The sequence below is a fragment of the Micromonospora sp. RP3T genome (assembly GCF_003027925.1).
Lineage (GTDB): Bacteria > Actinomycetota > Actinomycetes > Mycobacteriales > Micromonosporaceae > Micromonospora.
This window is the reverse complement of sequence record NZ_PYPS01000023.1, coordinates 37,663-51,136: the sequence shown is the minus strand read 5'-3', so window position 1 is coordinate 51,136 and position 13,474 is coordinate 37,663. Positions and strand designations below refer to the sequence as shown.

The following is a 13,474-nucleotide window of genomic DNA, read 5'->3' as shown; positions in this document are numbered from 1 at the left end:
TCAGCGCCTCCCGGAGTCCGCGATGGCCGCCGCCATGATGCGGCCGGCGATCCGGGCCGCCTCCGCGCTGCCGCCGCTGCCGGCCTGCTCCAGCTCGACGCAGACCGCGGAGAGCGGCGTGCCGTCCTTGTCCATCGCGAAGCCGATGAACCAGCCGTGGTCCGGCGTGTTCGGGCCGGACTGCGCGGTGCCGGTCTTGCCGCCGACCACGTACCCGTCGATGGCGGCCCGGCGGCCGGTGCCCTCCTTCACCACGTTCTGCATCATCGAACGCAGGTCGGCGGAGACCTGACTGCTGACCGGGCGGCGCAGCTCACGCGGCTTGGCCGCGTCGTAGACCGTGGTGCGGTCCGGCCCGAGCAGCTGCTTGACCAGGTACGGGCGCATCTGGCTGCCGTTGTTGGCCACCGCGGCGGCGATCAGCGCGCCCTGCAACGGCGTCATCCGCACGTTGTTCTGGCCGATCGACGACTGGGCCAGCGCGGCCTGGTCGGTGCTGCCGTCCGGGTTCTGCATGTCACCGGTGCGGCTGGCCGCGACCGGCAGGCCGCCGTCACCGTTCTGGCCGACCGTGAGGTCCTCCTGCTCGAAGCCGAACTGCTTCGCCTTCTCCTTGACCTTCTCCGCGCCGAGCCGCACGCCGAGCTGGGCGAAGCCGGTGTTGCAGGACTCGGTCACCGCGTCCCGCAGCGTCACCTCGGACTCGGGGCAGATCGACGGCGCCGCGTTCTTGATCGGTACGCCGGCGCCCGGTGCGGTGTAGCTCGGTCCGGCCGGGATCTGCGTCTGCTGGCCGACGCCGTTCTCCAGCGCTGCGGCGGCCATGACGACCTTGAAGGTGGAGCCCGGGGGCAGCACCTCGGCGAGCGCACGGTTGGCCAGCGGCCGGTCCTTGTCCTTCTCCAACGCGTTGTAGGCCCGGTCGGCCTCCGTGCTGGAGTGGCTGGCCAGCGGATTCGGGTCGAAGCTCGGCATGGAGACCAGCGCCTGCACCGCGCCGGTACGCGGGTCGATCGCGACGGCCGCGCCCTTCTTCGCCCCGACCTCGTTGTCGTTGAGCTGCTTGAACGCCGTCTCCTGGGCCCGCTTGGAGAGGGTCAGCAACACGTTGCCGCCACCGGTCTCGTCCCCGGTGAACATGTCCTTGATCCGGCTGGCGATGAGCGCGTCGCTGGTGCCGGCGAGGAAGTCGTTCTCCACCCGCTCGATGCCGCTCGCGCTGCCGTTCACCGGCTTCCAGCCGAGCACGTGCGCGTACATCTCCCCCTGGGGGTAGGTGCGCAGGTACTTCAGCTCCCCGCCGGTCTCCTTGCTGAGCGCGTACGCGGTGCCGCCGACCTCGATGTTGCCGCGCTTGCGGTCGTACTCGGCGACCTGGACCCGGCCGTTGTAGTCGCTGGTGCGGTACTCGTCGGCCTTGTAGGCCTGGATCCAGTTCAGGTTCGCGAAGAGCAGGCCGAACAGGATCATGACGACCACACCGACGCGGCGCAGGGGTGCGTTCACGGCCGGATCACCTCCGTGGGAGCACCGTGCAGCTGGTCGGGCGCGCCCCCGCCGGGCCGGGCCGCCGGGCCGCGACCGCCGGTGACCGGCCGGCGGGCACCGTCGGAGACCCGCAGCAGCACGGCGATCAGCAGCCAGTTCGCCATCAGCGAGGAACCACCGGCGGACAGGAACGGCGTGGTCTGGCCGGTCAGCGGGATGAGCTTGCTGATCCCGCCGACGATGACGAAGACCTGGAGGCCCAGCGTGAACGCCAGGCCGCCGGCGAGCAGCTTGCCGAACGAGTCGCGCACCGCCAGCGCGGCCCGCAGGCCCCGCTCGACGATCAGCAGGTAGACCACGAGCAGCGCGGAGAGACCGAACAGGCCGATCTCCTCACCGATACCGGCGAAGATGAAGTCGGTCTGCACCTCGGGCAGCAGCGTCGGCTGGCCGCCGCCCGGCCCGGCCCCGAACAGACCGCCGGTGCCGAGCGTGAGCAGGCCCTGGACGAGCTGGTAGCCGCGGTCGTACGGCTCGGCGAACGGGTCGAGCCAGATCTGCGCCCGGTCGTAGAAGTTGGCGAACGGGCCACCCACGGTGCTGCCCAGCAGGTAGGCCAGGTAGGCGCCGCCGAAGAACAGGATCAGACCGATGAGCAGCCAGCTCACCCGCTCGGTGGCGACGTAGAGCGTCACCACGAACATGCCGAAGTAGAGCAGCGAGGTGCCCAGGTCCTTCTCGAAGACCAGGACCAGGATGCTGACCAGCCAGACCACGAGCACCGGGCCGAGGTCCCGGCCGCGCGGGAAGTCGATGCCGAGCACCCGCCGGCTGGCCAGCGACAGCACCTCCCGCTTGCGCACCAGGTAGTACGCGAAGAACGTGAGCAGCGCGAGCTTGGCGAACTCACCCGGCTGGATCTGGAACCCGCCGACCCGGATCCACAGCTTGGCGCCGTTGATCTCGGAGAACCGGCCGGGCAGCACCGCCGGGATCATCACCAGCACGATGCCGGCCAGCCCCAGTGTGTACGCGTACCGGGAGAGCGTGCGGTGGTCGCGCAGGATCGCCAGCAGCCCGGCCGCGAGCGCCACCGCGGCCAGCGTCCACGCCAGTTGCCGGCCCCCGGTGCCGGCGAAGATGGCCAGGTCGGCCCGCTCCGCCGGCGCGGCCTGGGCCAGGTCGTAGCGACGCAGGAAGCCGACCCCGATGCCGTTGAGCAGCGCCACCGCCGGCAGCAGCGCCGGATCGGCGTATGGCGCCAGCCACCGGATCACCAGGTGCAGACCCAGGAAGACCAGCCCCAGCGCGGCGGCCGGAACCCAGAAATCCGAGGTGATGGTGTCCAGCGCCTTGGCCTCGATCATCGCCGCGTACGCCGCCACCAGCACCATGGCGAGCAGGAGCAGGGACAGCTCGGCGTTACGCCGGGACCGGGCCAGGCGTACGCCGGACTGCTCGCCCGTCGAAGCGGGCGAGGCGGCCGGTGCGGCGGCTGCGGTCACGGATGCGTCCTCGGGATCGAGCCGGCGCTCACTCCGGCGACCGGCAACCGGCGGGATCGGCCGGCGGAACGGTGTCGGAGACTACGGCGTCGGGCGTGATGGTCAACGTCGGTGTGGGCGTCGGCGGGCCGGGCGACGGGGTCGGCGGAACGGCGCTGCCGGTGGCCGCCGGGGACAGCGCACCGGCCGTCGCCACCGGCGTCGGGCTGGGCGTGGCCGGTGCCGTGCCGGGCGCCGGACTCGGCGGGCAGAGCGGCTTGAGGTTCGGGTTGGCCGGGTCGTCGCTGGTCAGTTCCGCCAGTCGACGCTCGGCGTCCGGCTCGCTCTTGGCCTGGATGCCCTGCTTCACCCGCTCCTGGGCGGCCAGGGTCAGGTCGTCGAGCCGGGACTCGCTGCGGGCGTGCACGTCCGACAGGTCGAGGCCGGCGACCTGGCCGGGCACCCCACGGAACACCGCGAGCTGACCGTCGTCGGTGGCCCCGACGTAGTACTGCCGCTGGGTGTACGTCCAGCCGCCGAAGACGGCGCCGCCGACGATGACCGCCAGCGCGAGCGCCATGGCCACGGTCCGCAGTGGCCGTCGCCGACGCGGCTCGGGCTCGTCGTCGCGGTTGTCGGCCGGCTCCTCGGGCACGGGCGCCCGGGGCGCGGACAGCGCCGAGGCGCGGGCCGCCGGGGTGGAGTCGTCGGCCGATGTCGCCATGCCCCGGTCCCGGGCGGCGGCGCCGCCGACGATCGGGGACGCCTCGACGATGTCCTGGTCGGTCGCGTCGGCGATGATCACCGTGATGTTGTCCGGACCGCCGCCGCGCAGCGCGAGCTGCACCAGCCGTTCCACGCACTGCTGCGGGTCGGGGTACTCGCGCAGGGTGTCGCCGATGGTGTCCGCGCTGACCACGCCGGAGAGGCCGTCGGAGCAGATCAGGTACCGGTCGCCGGGCAGCACCTGGCGGACGCTGTACTCCGGGTCGATGTCCCGGCCGTCGAGCGCGCGGGTGAGCAGCGAGCGCTGGGGGTGGCTGCTCGCCTCCTCGGCGCTGATCCGGCCCTCGTCGACGAGCATCTGGACGTAGGTGTCGTCCTTGGTGATCTGCGCGAACTCGCCGTTGCGCAGGAGGTAGGCCCGCGAGTCACCGATGTGGACCATGCCGAGCTTGCTGCCGGAGAAGAGGGTCGCGGTGAGCGTCGTGCCCATCCCCTCCAGCTGCGGGTTGGCGTCCACGGTGTCGCGGAGTTGCTGGTTGGCGGTGCCCACGGCGGATCGGAGCGCGTCGACCAGGGCGTCACCGGGGACGTCCTCGTCGAGCGGCGCCATGGCACCGATGACGATGTTGCTGGCGACGTCACCGGCGGCCATGCCGCCCATGCCGTCGGCAACGGCGAGCAGCCGCGGTCCGGCGTAGACGGAATCCTGATTACCGTCTCGGATCAGACCGCGGTCACTGTGGGCCGCGTAGCGCAGGGTCAGAGTCATGGCCGTAATTCGAGGGAAGTGCGGCCGATCCGGATCGGCACGCCGAGGGGGACGGGGGTTGGTCCGGTGACCTTAGCGCGATCCAGGTAGGTGCCGTTAGTTGATCCGAGGTCCTCGACGTACCACTGCCCGTCACGCGGCACGAGCCGGGCGTGTCGCGCCGAGGCGTAGTCGTCGGTGATCACCAGCGTCGAGTCCTCCGCCCGACCGATGGTGATCTGCGCTTCCCCCAGCGTGATCCGGGTGCCGGCGAGTTGACCGGCGGTGACCACCATCTGGTGGGCGGCGCGGCCCCGCTTGGCCTTCGCCGGCTTGCCGGGCGGGGCGGGCTGGTTGGTCGACGCGCCGACCCCGCGTGGCGCGGCCACCAGGCGACTCGACCGGGCCCCGGCGAAGAGGTCCCGGCGGATCACACCGACCACCGTGAAGACGAAGATCCACAGCAGGATGAGGAACCCGAACCGGGCGACGGTGATGACGAGCTCCGGCAACGGGGATCAGCCGTCCACGCGGAAGGTCAGCGTCGTGGTGCCGAGCTGGATCATGTCGCCCGGGTTGAGGGCGACCGCCGAGACCCGCTGGCCGTTGACCATCGTGCCGTTCGTGGAGCCGAGGTCGGTCAGCACGACCTGGCCGCCGTCGAAGTCCAGCCGGGCGTGGCGCCGGGAGATGCCGACGTCGGGCAGACGTAGGTTGGCCTGGTCACCGCGACCGATCACGGTCGAGCCCATCTGGAGCGGGTAGGTGCGCCCGTCGCCGGAGACCAGGCGGACGTTGCGACCGCCGCCGTGGCCGGGCGGCGGACCGTAGCCGCCACCCTGGTCGTAGGCCGGGTACGCCGGGCCGGCGTCGTAGCCACCCTGGTCGTAGCCACCCGGCGCGGAGACCGGCGCGACGTCGCCACCGGTGTAGACCTCGGCGGTGACCCGGAACATGCCGGTGTCCAGCCCCTCACCGCGTTCGACCTCGACGATCACGTCGCCGTAGACCGTCCAGGCCTGCTCGCCGATGAACTCCGCCTGCGACTGGGCCAGCTCCTGGGCCAGCGCGGCGGCGTACGGCGCCAACCGACTGTGGTCGTACGGCGAGAGATCGATCACGTAGCGGTTGGGCACCAACGTGCGCCCACCGGCCAGGATCGCCTTGTGCGCCTCGGCCTCCCGCTGCATGGCGTTGAGGATCTCCACGGGGTGGACCACCCCTTTGAAGACCTTGGCGAAGGCCCCCTCGACCAGGCCTTCCAGACGCTTCTCGAAGCGTTGCAGCACGCTCACCGGCTCCTCCTCGGGTCCCGAGGCAATGATGGTATCCGGACACCGCCTCCGCAGCTCACACGCCGCTCGGCCGGCTACCGTCGACCCGTTCGTGACCAGGCCCGCGGACGTGCTAAAGTTTCGCCCGCCACGGGCGGTGATCGCTCGTGGCGTGACCAGTGGACAGCGTAATAGGTCCCGACACCCGCCGCAGATGACGGGCGAGGGATGCGATATGGTGTTCCGGGTCGTGCCACGGGGATGTGGCGGAATGGCAGACGCGCACGGTTCAGGTCCGTGTGTCCGAAAGGACGTGGGGGTTCAACTCCCCCCATCCCCACCAGAACGAGGGCTCCGCAGGCTGCGGGGCCCTCGCGCCGTATCGGGGCGTACCGGACGTCACGCTATGCTCCGATGGTTTCCCTGCCTCCCATGGACCAGGAGTGGCGTGTGAGTGTCGCGTTGGTGACCGGTTCCGGCGGTCTGATCGGCTCCGAGGCGGCCCGGCACTTCGCCGGCCTCGGTCTCGACGTGGTCGGCATCGACAACGACATGCGGCGGTACTTCTTCGGCGAGGACGGCTCGACCGCGTGGAGCCTCGACCGGCTCGCCGCCGACCTCGGCTCCGCGTACACCCACCACGCCGTGGACATCCGGGACCGGGACGGCCTGGAGCGGGTCTTCACCCGCTACGGCCGGGACATCGCCGTGGTGATCCACAGCGCCGCCCAGCCGAGCCACGACTGGGCCGCCAAGGAGCCGTTCACCGACTTCGACGTGAACGCCGGCGGCACGCTCAACGTGCTGGAGAACACCCGGCGGCACGCGATCGACGCGCCGTTCATCCACTGTTCCACAAACAAGGTCTACGGCGACCGGCCGAACTCGCTCCCGCTGATCGAGCTGGAGACGCGCTACGAGCTGCCCGAGGACCACCACTGGTACGGCGGCATCACCGAGGACATGTCGATCGACGAGTCGCTGCACTCGATCTTCGGCGCCTCGAAGGTGGCCTCGGACGTGATGGTCCAGGAGTACGGCCGGTACTTCGACATGAAGACCGCCTGTTTCCGGGGCGGCACGCTGACCGGCCCGGCGCACTCCGCGGCCGAGCTGCACGGCTTCCTCGCCTACCTGATGCGGTGCGTGATGGAGGGCCGGACGTACAACCTCTTCGGCTACAAGGGGAAGATGGTCCGGGACGCGATCCACTCCCACGACGTGCTCACCGCGTTCGAGGCGTTCTTCCGGGAGCCCCGTTCCGCCCAGGTCTACAACCTCGGCGGTGGCCGGCACTCGAACACCTCGCACATCGAGGCGTTCCGGATCGCCCAGGAGATCACCGGCCGCGAGGCGCGGATCAACTACGTCGAGCAGGCCCGCACCGGCGACCACCAGTGGTACGTCAGCAGCATGGCCCGGTTCGAGGAGCACTACCCGGCCTGGAAGATCACCTACGACGTGCCGATGATCCTCCGCGAGATCCACGAGGCGAACGTCGACAAGTGGGTGCCGCAGGCATGAGCGGCGGCACGAAGCGCAACGTGCTCGGCGTCGGCGTCGACGCGACCGACTACGCCCGGGCCACCGAGGCGGTGGTCGACGCCGCCCGGGAACGCCGCCCCCTGGCGCTGACCGCGTTGGCCGTGCACGGCGTGATGACCGGGGTGCTCGATCCGGCGCACAACGCCCGGCTCAACGCGTTCGACGTGGTCACCCCGGACGGCCAGCCGGTGCGCTGGGCGCTCAACCTGCTGCACGGCGCCGGCCTCACCGACCGCGTCTACGGGCCGGAGCTGACCCTGCGGGTGCTCGCCCGGTTCGCCGACGAAGGGCTGCCGGTCTACCTCTACGGCTCCACCGAGGAGACGCTGTCCCGGCTGATCCCGGCGCTGGAGCGCAAGTTCCCGGCGCTGAAGATCGCCGGCGTCGAGGCGTCCAAGTTCCGGGCCGTCCAGCCGGGCGAGGACGCCGAGATCGCCGACCGGATCCGGAGCAGTGGCGCGCGCCTCGTCCTGGTCGGGCTGGGCTGCCCCCGCCAGGAGGTCTTCGCGTACGCCATGCGACCGCTGCTGGACATGCCGCTGATGGCGGTCGGCGCGGCGTTCGACTACCACGCCGGCCTGCTGCGCAACCCGCCGCCGTGGATGCAGCGCGCCGGGCTGGAGTGGTTCTGGCGGCTCGGCCTGGAGCCGAAGCGGCTGTGGCGCCGGTACGTCATCCTCAACCCGGCCTACCTGGCCCGGCTCGCGGCGCAGAAGACCGGCCTGTGGAAGGCCACCCCGCCGGCACCGGCCACCGGGCGTCCGTCCACCTTCGACGTCTGATCCGGCCCGCCCCCTACGGGACGACGTTCCGGGTCGACCGGGGTGCGGTCCCGGATTCGGTGGACGTCGAACTGGGCAAGGCTGGGGCCATGGATGACCGTCTCGCCCTGCTGCTCCCCGTCGCCGCCGTCTGGCTGGCCGCCGGCCTGGTCGCGGAGGGCCTGCCCGGGCTGCGCCGCGCCCGCGCGCTGCGCCGGCGTACCGGATGGTTGTCCGCGCTGGTGCTGACCGGCCTCACGCTCACCGCGGCGGTCCTCGTCGCGGGCCTGCAGAGTGGCGGCGACACGGCGCTCGACCGGGCCGCCGCCGGGCTCGCGGTCGCGGCGGCACCGGCGGCTCTCGTCGCGGTCTGCACGGTACGCCGGCTCCGGCGGCTGCGGGCCGGCGCGAGCGCCTTCACGGCGGCGCCGGGCACCCCGGCGCCGCACGGGCTGCGGGCCGCCGCCGCGCACCCGCTGATCGTGCTCCCGATCCAGGCGACCGCGCTCGCGGCGCTGGTGGCCATGCTGCCGGCCGCCGGGGTCGACCTGTTCGCCGCGCCGGGGGTGGCCGGCCCGGCGATCACCGTCGCGGTGCTCGGCGTGGCCGCGATCGGGGTACGCCACGCGCTGCGGCACAACCGGCTCGTCGAGCGGGCTATGCCCCGGGCGACCGCGGTGTCAACGCGTCCGGCCGGTGCCCTGCACGTATAGCAGTTCGAGGATCGCCCGGGTCGCTTCGAACCAGCGGTCCAGCCAGCCGGGCGGGGGCACGCTCCCCTTGGGCGGCAGTTCCAGCAGCAGCCCGCGCAGCAGCGGGTGGTCCACCAGGGACTCCTGCTGCTCCATCGGCCACCCGCTGGGCGGGAACGACGGCTCGGTCAGCGGGTTCGGGTCCAGCGACGGCAGGGAGAGCGTCGACGCGGACGGCTCCGGCACGCCCGCGTCCCGGGCGGCGAGGTCCTCGCCGTCGGTGGAGACCACCTCGGTCAGGACGGTGTCCCGGCGGGCCCCACGGTACTTGCCACCGAACCGCTCGGGCTTGCCCGGGCCGTTGGTGAGATTCTCTGAACCGATCGTCGTCATCAGTCTCGCCTGCCTCGTTCGGTTGCCGATCCGTGCGGTTCAACGAGGCGGAACGGAACAGGCGACGGGTGCCCGGCGTCGGCGGCCGGTGGACGTGGAACGGTCCCGCCCGACGACGCTGGCGGGCGGGACCGTTTCTCGGGGTACTGATCAGCTTTGGCCGAAGGCTCCGCCCCGGGCCCGGGCGACGAATGCGTGCCAGTCACCGGGGGCGAAGACCAGGGCGGGACCCGCCTTGTCCTTCGAGTCCCGGACGCCGACCGCCCCGGTCACGTACGCGACCTCCACGCAGTTGTCGCAGTTCGGCCCGCTCTTCGAGCTTTTGAACCACGTCGCCTGCGTCAGGTCCACGGGGAACTCCTTGGTCGCCATTTCCACAGCGGCTCCTCTGCCAGTCTCGCGATGTGTGCGACGGACTCCTCCGGTCGAATGGCCGCTGCTCGAATGTGATCGAAGATGAAGCTGTACTTCTGAAGCTCGTCGCTCTTCTCCAGGAAGAGCCCACCCGTGGCGTTCTCCGCGTACACGACATCGGGATCACTCGGTTCGGGGAAGCTGAGGATCGTGAAGGTGCCGTCCATACCGGCGTGTGCCCCCACCTCGAAAGGGAGGACCTGCACCGTCACGTTCGGCAGTTGGGCCACCTCCACCAGCCGCTTGAGCTGACTACGCATCACCGCGTCGCCGCCAACCGGCCGGCTCAGCACCGCTTCATCGAGCACCACCCACAGATCGACCGGATCGTCCTGGGTCAACAACGACTGCCGGCCCAATCGGACACGCACCCGTTGGTCGATCTGATCGGCGGTGAAGTCCGGGCGGGCGGCGCGGATCATCGCGCCGGCGTACTCCTCGGTCTCCAGCAGGCCGGGCACGACCTGCTGCTCGTACGCCCGGATCTGGCTGGCCGCGGCCTCCAGGCCGACGTACGCGCCCACCAGCACCGTGCTGTACGGATGCCACCACCCCTTCTGCCGGGCCTCGCGGGCGATCTGCACCAGCTCGTCGCTCTCCGCGCCGACCACCCCGTAGATGCGGAGCATGTCCCGCACGTCGCGGGGTGTCGCGGTGGTGTGGCCGGTCTCGATCCGGGAGACCTTGGACGCCGAGCACTCCAGCTGCTCGGCGACCACCTCGATGGTGATGCCGGCGGCTTCCCGTTGCCGGCGGAGTTCGGCGCCGAGTCGGCGCCGACGGATGGTCGGGCTGCGCCGTTCGCTCACGACGCGGCTCCAGGACTCGCAGTCACCCGGCTACCTCCGGTCGGTCGCGCCCGGTTCCACACCCGCCGTGGGCGCGACCGGCGGGCGGCGGGCAAGCGTTCGCGGCGGGGGTGGTGCCGGTCGTCGACCGGCCGCGACGGGCGAAACCGGCGTCCAGTGTGCAGGCCCGGCACCTGAGGCTTCAAGCGTCCGGTTCACGTGTCCCGCTCACCTATCGGCAAAAGTCGACGTGCAACTTGCATGTCGCACCTCGCTGATGCACTCTGTCCGTATGGCACGGGTTACTCACCGTCTTCGCTTGATCTCCGCGCGTGGTGACACCACGGTCCGCGGGACGGCCGGAGGGGAGCCGTCCCGCGCCGTGCGACCTGCCCCGGAGTAGAAGACCCCGTCGCTGCACGCCGGCTCGGCTGCGGCGGCGGGAGCGGTAACCGGGAGCAGCCGGGTAATGGTCGGGTGTCGGCTCGCCACCGCGGGTACGGCCCGACCAGCACCCACCGACCGCCGGTCCACGAGGTAGACCCCCCGTCGCCGGACCGCACCGACCCGTTCAGCTCGCCGGCCCCGTGCCGGCCGAACCCTCCCAGGAGCCCATGTGCTTCCCCGCTCCGGTGACGTACTGCACGTGACGCGCGCGGCGAGTGTCCAGTTCTTCCGACCGATCATGTTCCGGATGATCCGGGTGCTCGACTGGCCGGCCTACGACGGCTGGCTCTGGCTCGACGGCTACGAGTTGAACGCGGCGGGGGACGCGGTCAACCGACGGTCGATCTTCGTACAGCAGGAGGGGCTGCGGCAGATCCAGGCCGCGCCGGTCCCCCGGCAGCACACCGTCCGGACGGCCCGCCGTCCGGTCACCCGGACCCCGGTCCGGGTGGGCTGACCTACCGATTCCCGGCCCGGTGGGCGTGCCGCCGCCATAGAATCGGTACGCCCACCCCGGCACGTTCCACCCCGCGCGCCACGGACCCTGAACCAGGGATGGTCATGGTCAATCTGCCCACCGCGCGGCGGCACCACAGGTCCCGCACCGGCTACGCCCTCGGACTCTTCGTCTTCCTCGGGGTCGCGACTGCGCTCGCGCTCGTGGTCCGCCATCCGGCCTTCTCCACCACCCAGCAACTGGCCGAACCGGTGCCGGCCCCGGAGATCACCGTGGCCGGCGCGGACGCCCGCCCGACCGTCGAACCGGACGACGACGAGCCGGACGAGATCGAGCAGCCGTCGGCGGCGGACGGGGCCGACGTTTCACCCCCGTCCGGTGCGGCGGGCAGCGGGGCCGGCGGCGGCATGCTCGCCGACCGCCCCACCGAGCCGACGGACCTCAGCCGGCCACTGTTCTACTCCGGTCTGCTCGGTCTCGCGATCTCGCTGGCCGGGCTCGGCCTGGTCGGCGCCCGCCGCCGACAGTGGTGAGCGCCCGTCAGGGCGTGGCGGAGGTGGCCGGCGCGGAGCCCGGGGTGGTAGTCCCGGTCGTCGGTGCGCCGGTGGTGGGCGCGGCGGACGCGGCCACCACCAGGGTGACCCGCTCGCCCTCGCCCACGGCGTAACCGGCCTCCGGATCCGTGGCGATCACCGTCCCGGCCGGCCGGTCCGACGGTCGGCGCTGAATGCGGTAGTCGATGTCGAGCCGGTCCAGCACCGTCCGGGCGGCCGACTCCGGCAGCCCCACCAGCGGCGGCATCGGCACCTCCACCGCCGTGGTCGGCGGCGTATCGGACGGGGAGGCCGACGGTGACGCGCTGCTCGGGGTGGCGCTGGCCGAGGTGGCACTGGCCGGCGCGGACGCACTGGGCGTCGCCGACGGTGTGCCCGGACCGGAGTCGCGGTCGGCGGCCCGCAACGCCAGCCACACCCCGGCCGCGATCAGCCCGATCAGGATCAGGGCCAGGACGCCCAGCAGGATGGGCATCCACCAGCGACGCCCGGCCTGCTCGTCGGCGTACCACTCGGCGCCCGGCTCCGGATAGGCCGCCGACCGTGGCGGCGGCACGCCGGCCCGGCCGGACCAGGGCGCGCCACCGACCGGCTCCTGCCGGCTGGTGGCGTCGAGGGGCCGAGGTGCCCCGCCGGGCAACGGCCGGGTCGCGTCCGCACCGGCACCGTACGCGTCGCGCGGTACCGCCCGGGTCGCGTCCACATCCTTGCCCGCGCCGGCCGCGTCACGTGGCAGGGCCCGGGTGGCGTCGACGTCCTCGCCCGCCCCGGCCGCGTTCCGGGGCAGGGCCCGGGTGGCGTCCGCGTCGTCGGCGGGTGGTTCCTGACGGTCATCGCTCATGACACTCGTCCTTCCCGCACCGGGACGGGGCTCGCGGCCCTCGGACGTCCACGGTAGCGGGCCACGGCCGGGCCGGCCGGGATCAGCGCGCCGGACGGCGTCAGGGCGTCGGCGGCGGGCCGTCGCTCGGCGTGCTCGACGGCTCGTTCCCGCAGGTCAAAGACACCTGATCATTCCAGTGGGCGGTGCCCCCGGCGACCGGGTCCTGCCCGCTGACCGGCCCCTGCCGACCGGCCGGGTAACGGGGATAGAGCCCCGCCTCCACCAGGTCGTCGGCGGCGTCGGAGCAGGACTTGCCGCCCACGTCGGGCACGGTGACCTCGGGCGCCGGCCCGGTGACCCAGACGGTGACGGTGACCCCGCGCTTCACCGGCGCCCCCGGCCGGGGCGAGGTGCGCTCCACGGCGCGCCCCGAGCCGCTGCCGAACACCAGCCGCCAACCGAGTCGTCGGTCGCGCAACTGCTGCCGGGCCCGCTCGAAGTCGGTACCCACCAGCTCCGGCACGGTGAGGCCGACCGGGGTGCGCGAACGCGTACCGGTGGGGCGATCCTCGCCCGGGCGGTCCGTCGTGGGAGCCGCCCCGGTCGGGCCGGACGGAACGGGCGGCGGGGCGGCCGGCGGCGAGACGGCCTCGGACGAGGCGGTGGGCCGGTCCGGGCCACCGGCCAGGATCCAGCCACCGCTGGCTCCGATCACGGCCAGCAGGACCGCCGCCAGTCCGCCTCCGACGAGCAGCCGGGTCCGGTCCGGACCGGTCTCGTCGCGTACCGGCTGCTGCTCGTCCGTCATCGCGTCTCCCGCCTCAGTCATCGGCGACCGTAGCCGGTGCCGCCAAGCCGTCCGGGCCCGGCCGGCCGCTCC

Annotated in this window: 15 protein-coding genes and 1 tRNA gene; 6 read left to right on the top strand and 10 right to left on the bottom strand. The window is 72.4% G+C overall.

Annotated elements, in window-relative coordinates:
- The 5 genes from C8054_RS19190 to C8054_RS19170 are packed head-to-tail and all read right to left on the bottom strand — an operon-like array spanning position 1 to position 5,768.
- On the bottom strand, positions 1-1,506 hold the full coding sequence (locus tag C8054_RS19190) for a penicillin-binding protein 2 (protein ID WP_107158185.1): 1,506 nt from the start codon (positions 1,504-1,506) through the stop codon (positions 1-3).
- On the bottom strand, positions 1,503-2,993 hold the full coding sequence (locus C8054_RS19185) for an FtsW/RodA/SpoVE family cell cycle protein (RefSeq protein ID WP_107158184.1): 1,491 nt from the start codon (positions 2,991-2,993) through the stop codon (positions 1,503-1,505). The genes C8054_RS19190 and C8054_RS19185 overlap by 4 nt, the downstream gene beginning before the upstream one ends.
- A gap of 28 nt (positions 2,994-3,021) precedes the next feature.
- The gene (locus C8054_RS19180; protein WP_107158183.1) at positions 3,022-4,467 is read right to left on the bottom strand and encodes a PP2C family serine/threonine-protein phosphatase; all 1,446 of its coding nucleotides are present in this window, start codon (positions 4,465-4,467) and stop codon (positions 3,022-3,024) included.
- On the bottom strand, positions 4,464-4,958 hold the full coding sequence (locus tag C8054_RS19175) for an FHA domain-containing protein (protein WP_107158182.1): 495 nt from the start codon (positions 4,956-4,958) through the stop codon (positions 4,464-4,466). Before C8054_RS19175 ends, C8054_RS19180 begins: the two co-directional genes overlap by 4 nt.
- A 6-nt stretch (positions 4,959-4,964) precedes the next feature.
- Entirely contained in the window at positions 4,965-5,768 is an 804-nt protein-coding gene (locus C8054_RS19170) for a DUF3662 and FHA domain-containing protein (RefSeq protein ID WP_107158181.1), read from the bottom strand.
- A gap of 209 nt (positions 5,769-5,977) precedes the next feature.
- On the opposite strand from C8054_RS19170, the gene C8054_RS19165 reads away from it, so the two are divergent.
- From C8054_RS19165 to C8054_RS19150, 4 genes are all read left to right on the top strand, one after another.
- Positions 5,978-6,063 (top strand) — tRNA-Leu (locus tag C8054_RS19165).
- A gap of 71 nt (positions 6,064-6,134) precedes the next feature.
- Positions 6,135-7,244, top strand: a complete 1,110-nt coding sequence (locus C8054_RS19160) for an NAD-dependent epimerase/dehydratase family protein (RefSeq protein WP_199199842.1) — start codon at positions 6,135-6,137, stop codon at positions 7,242-7,244.
- Positions 7,241-8,047, top strand: coding sequence for a WecB/TagA/CpsF family glycosyltransferase (locus tag C8054_RS19155; RefSeq protein ID WP_107158180.1), 807 nt, complete (start codon positions 7,241-7,243; stop codon positions 8,045-8,047). Before C8054_RS19160 ends, C8054_RS19155 begins: the two co-directional genes overlap by 4 nt.
- A gap of 89 nt (positions 8,048-8,136) precedes the next feature.
- Positions 8,137-8,739, top strand: coding sequence for a hypothetical protein (locus C8054_RS19150; protein WP_107158239.1), 603 nt, complete (start codon positions 8,137-8,139; stop codon positions 8,737-8,739).
- On the opposite strand, the gene C8054_RS19145 is transcribed toward C8054_RS19150, so the two are convergent.
- From C8054_RS19145 to C8054_RS19135, 3 genes are all read right to left on the bottom strand, one after another.
- A complete protein-coding gene (locus C8054_RS19145; RefSeq protein ID WP_107158179.1) occupies positions 8,707-9,111 on the bottom strand; it encodes a hypothetical protein in 405 nt (134 codons plus the stop codon). The genes C8054_RS19150 and C8054_RS19145 overlap by 33 nt on opposite strands.
- A 150-nt stretch (positions 9,112-9,261) precedes the next feature.
- Entirely contained in the window at positions 9,262-9,483 is a 222-nt protein-coding gene (locus C8054_RS19140; RefSeq protein WP_107158178.1) for a DUF397 domain-containing protein, read from the bottom strand.
- On the bottom strand, positions 9,453-10,334 hold the full coding sequence (locus tag C8054_RS19135; protein WP_107158177.1) for a helix-turn-helix transcriptional regulator: 882 nt from the start codon (positions 10,332-10,334) through the stop codon (positions 9,453-9,455). Before C8054_RS19135 ends, C8054_RS19140 begins: the two co-directional genes overlap by 31 nt.
- A 595-nt stretch (positions 10,335-10,929) precedes the next feature.
- Here C8054_RS19135 and C8054_RS19130 point away from each other — a divergent pair.
- Together C8054_RS19130 and C8054_RS19125 are read left to right on the top strand one after the other, a co-directional pair.
- Positions 10,930-11,217, top strand: coding sequence for a hypothetical protein (locus C8054_RS19130; protein WP_107158176.1), 288 nt, complete (start codon positions 10,930-10,932; stop codon positions 11,215-11,217).
- A gap of 104 nt (positions 11,218-11,321) precedes the next feature.
- Complete coding sequence (locus C8054_RS19125) at positions 11,322-11,750, top strand: hypothetical protein (protein ID WP_107158238.1); 429 nt, start codon at positions 11,322-11,324, stop codon at positions 11,748-11,750.
- A gap of 7 nt (positions 11,751-11,757) precedes the next feature.
- Here C8054_RS19125 and C8054_RS19120 read toward each other — a convergent pair whose 3' ends face one another.
- Together C8054_RS19120 and C8054_RS19115 are read right to left on the bottom strand one after the other, a co-directional pair.
- Positions 11,758-12,612 (bottom strand): PASTA domain-containing protein, encoded by an 855-nt coding sequence (locus C8054_RS19120; protein ID WP_107158175.1) that lies wholly within the window; start codon positions 12,610-12,612, stop codon positions 11,758-11,760.
- 100 nt (positions 12,613-12,712) lie between these two features.
- On the bottom strand, positions 12,713-13,423 hold the full coding sequence (locus C8054_RS19115) for a PASTA domain-containing protein (protein ID WP_107158174.1): 711 nt from the start codon (positions 13,421-13,423) through the stop codon (positions 12,713-12,715).
- Between the last annotated feature and the right edge of the window lie 51 nt (positions 13,424-13,474).

Excerpts from the sequence above, each read along its gene's own strand:
- C8054_RS19180 (WP_107158183.1), bottom strand. The coding sequence starts at position 4,467 with ATGACTCTGACCCTGCGCTACGCGGCCCACAGTGACCGCGGTCTGATC.
- C8054_RS19160 (WP_199199842.1), top strand. The coding sequence starts at position 6,135 with ATGGTTTCCCTGCCTCCCATGGACCAGGAGTGGCGTGTGAGTGTCGCG.
- C8054_RS19155 (WP_107158180.1), top strand. The coding sequence starts at position 7,241 with ATGAGCGGCGGCACGAAGCGCAACGTGCTCGGCGTCGGCGTCGACGCG.
- C8054_RS19150 (WP_107158239.1), top strand. The coding sequence starts at position 8,137 with ATGGATGACCGTCTCGCCCTGCTGCTCCCCGTCGCCGCCGTCTGGCTG.
- C8054_RS19145 (WP_107158179.1), bottom strand. The coding sequence starts at position 9,111 with ATGACGACGATCGGTTCAGAGAATCTCACCAACGGCCCGGGCAAGCCC.
- C8054_RS19140 (WP_107158178.1), bottom strand. The coding sequence starts at position 9,483 with ATGGCGACCAAGGAGTTCCCCGTGGACCTGACGCAGGCGACGTGGTTC.
- C8054_RS19125 (WP_107158238.1), top strand. The coding sequence starts at position 11,322 with ATGGTCAATCTGCCCACCGCGCGGCGGCACCACAGGTCCCGCACCGGC.
- C8054_RS19120 (WP_107158175.1), bottom strand. The coding sequence starts at position 12,612 with ATGAGCGATGACCGTCAGGAACCACCCGCCGACGACGCGGACGCCACC.
- C8054_RS19115 (WP_107158174.1), bottom strand. The coding sequence starts at position 13,423 with ATGACTGAGGCGGGAGACGCGATGACGGACGAGCAGCAGCCGGTACGC.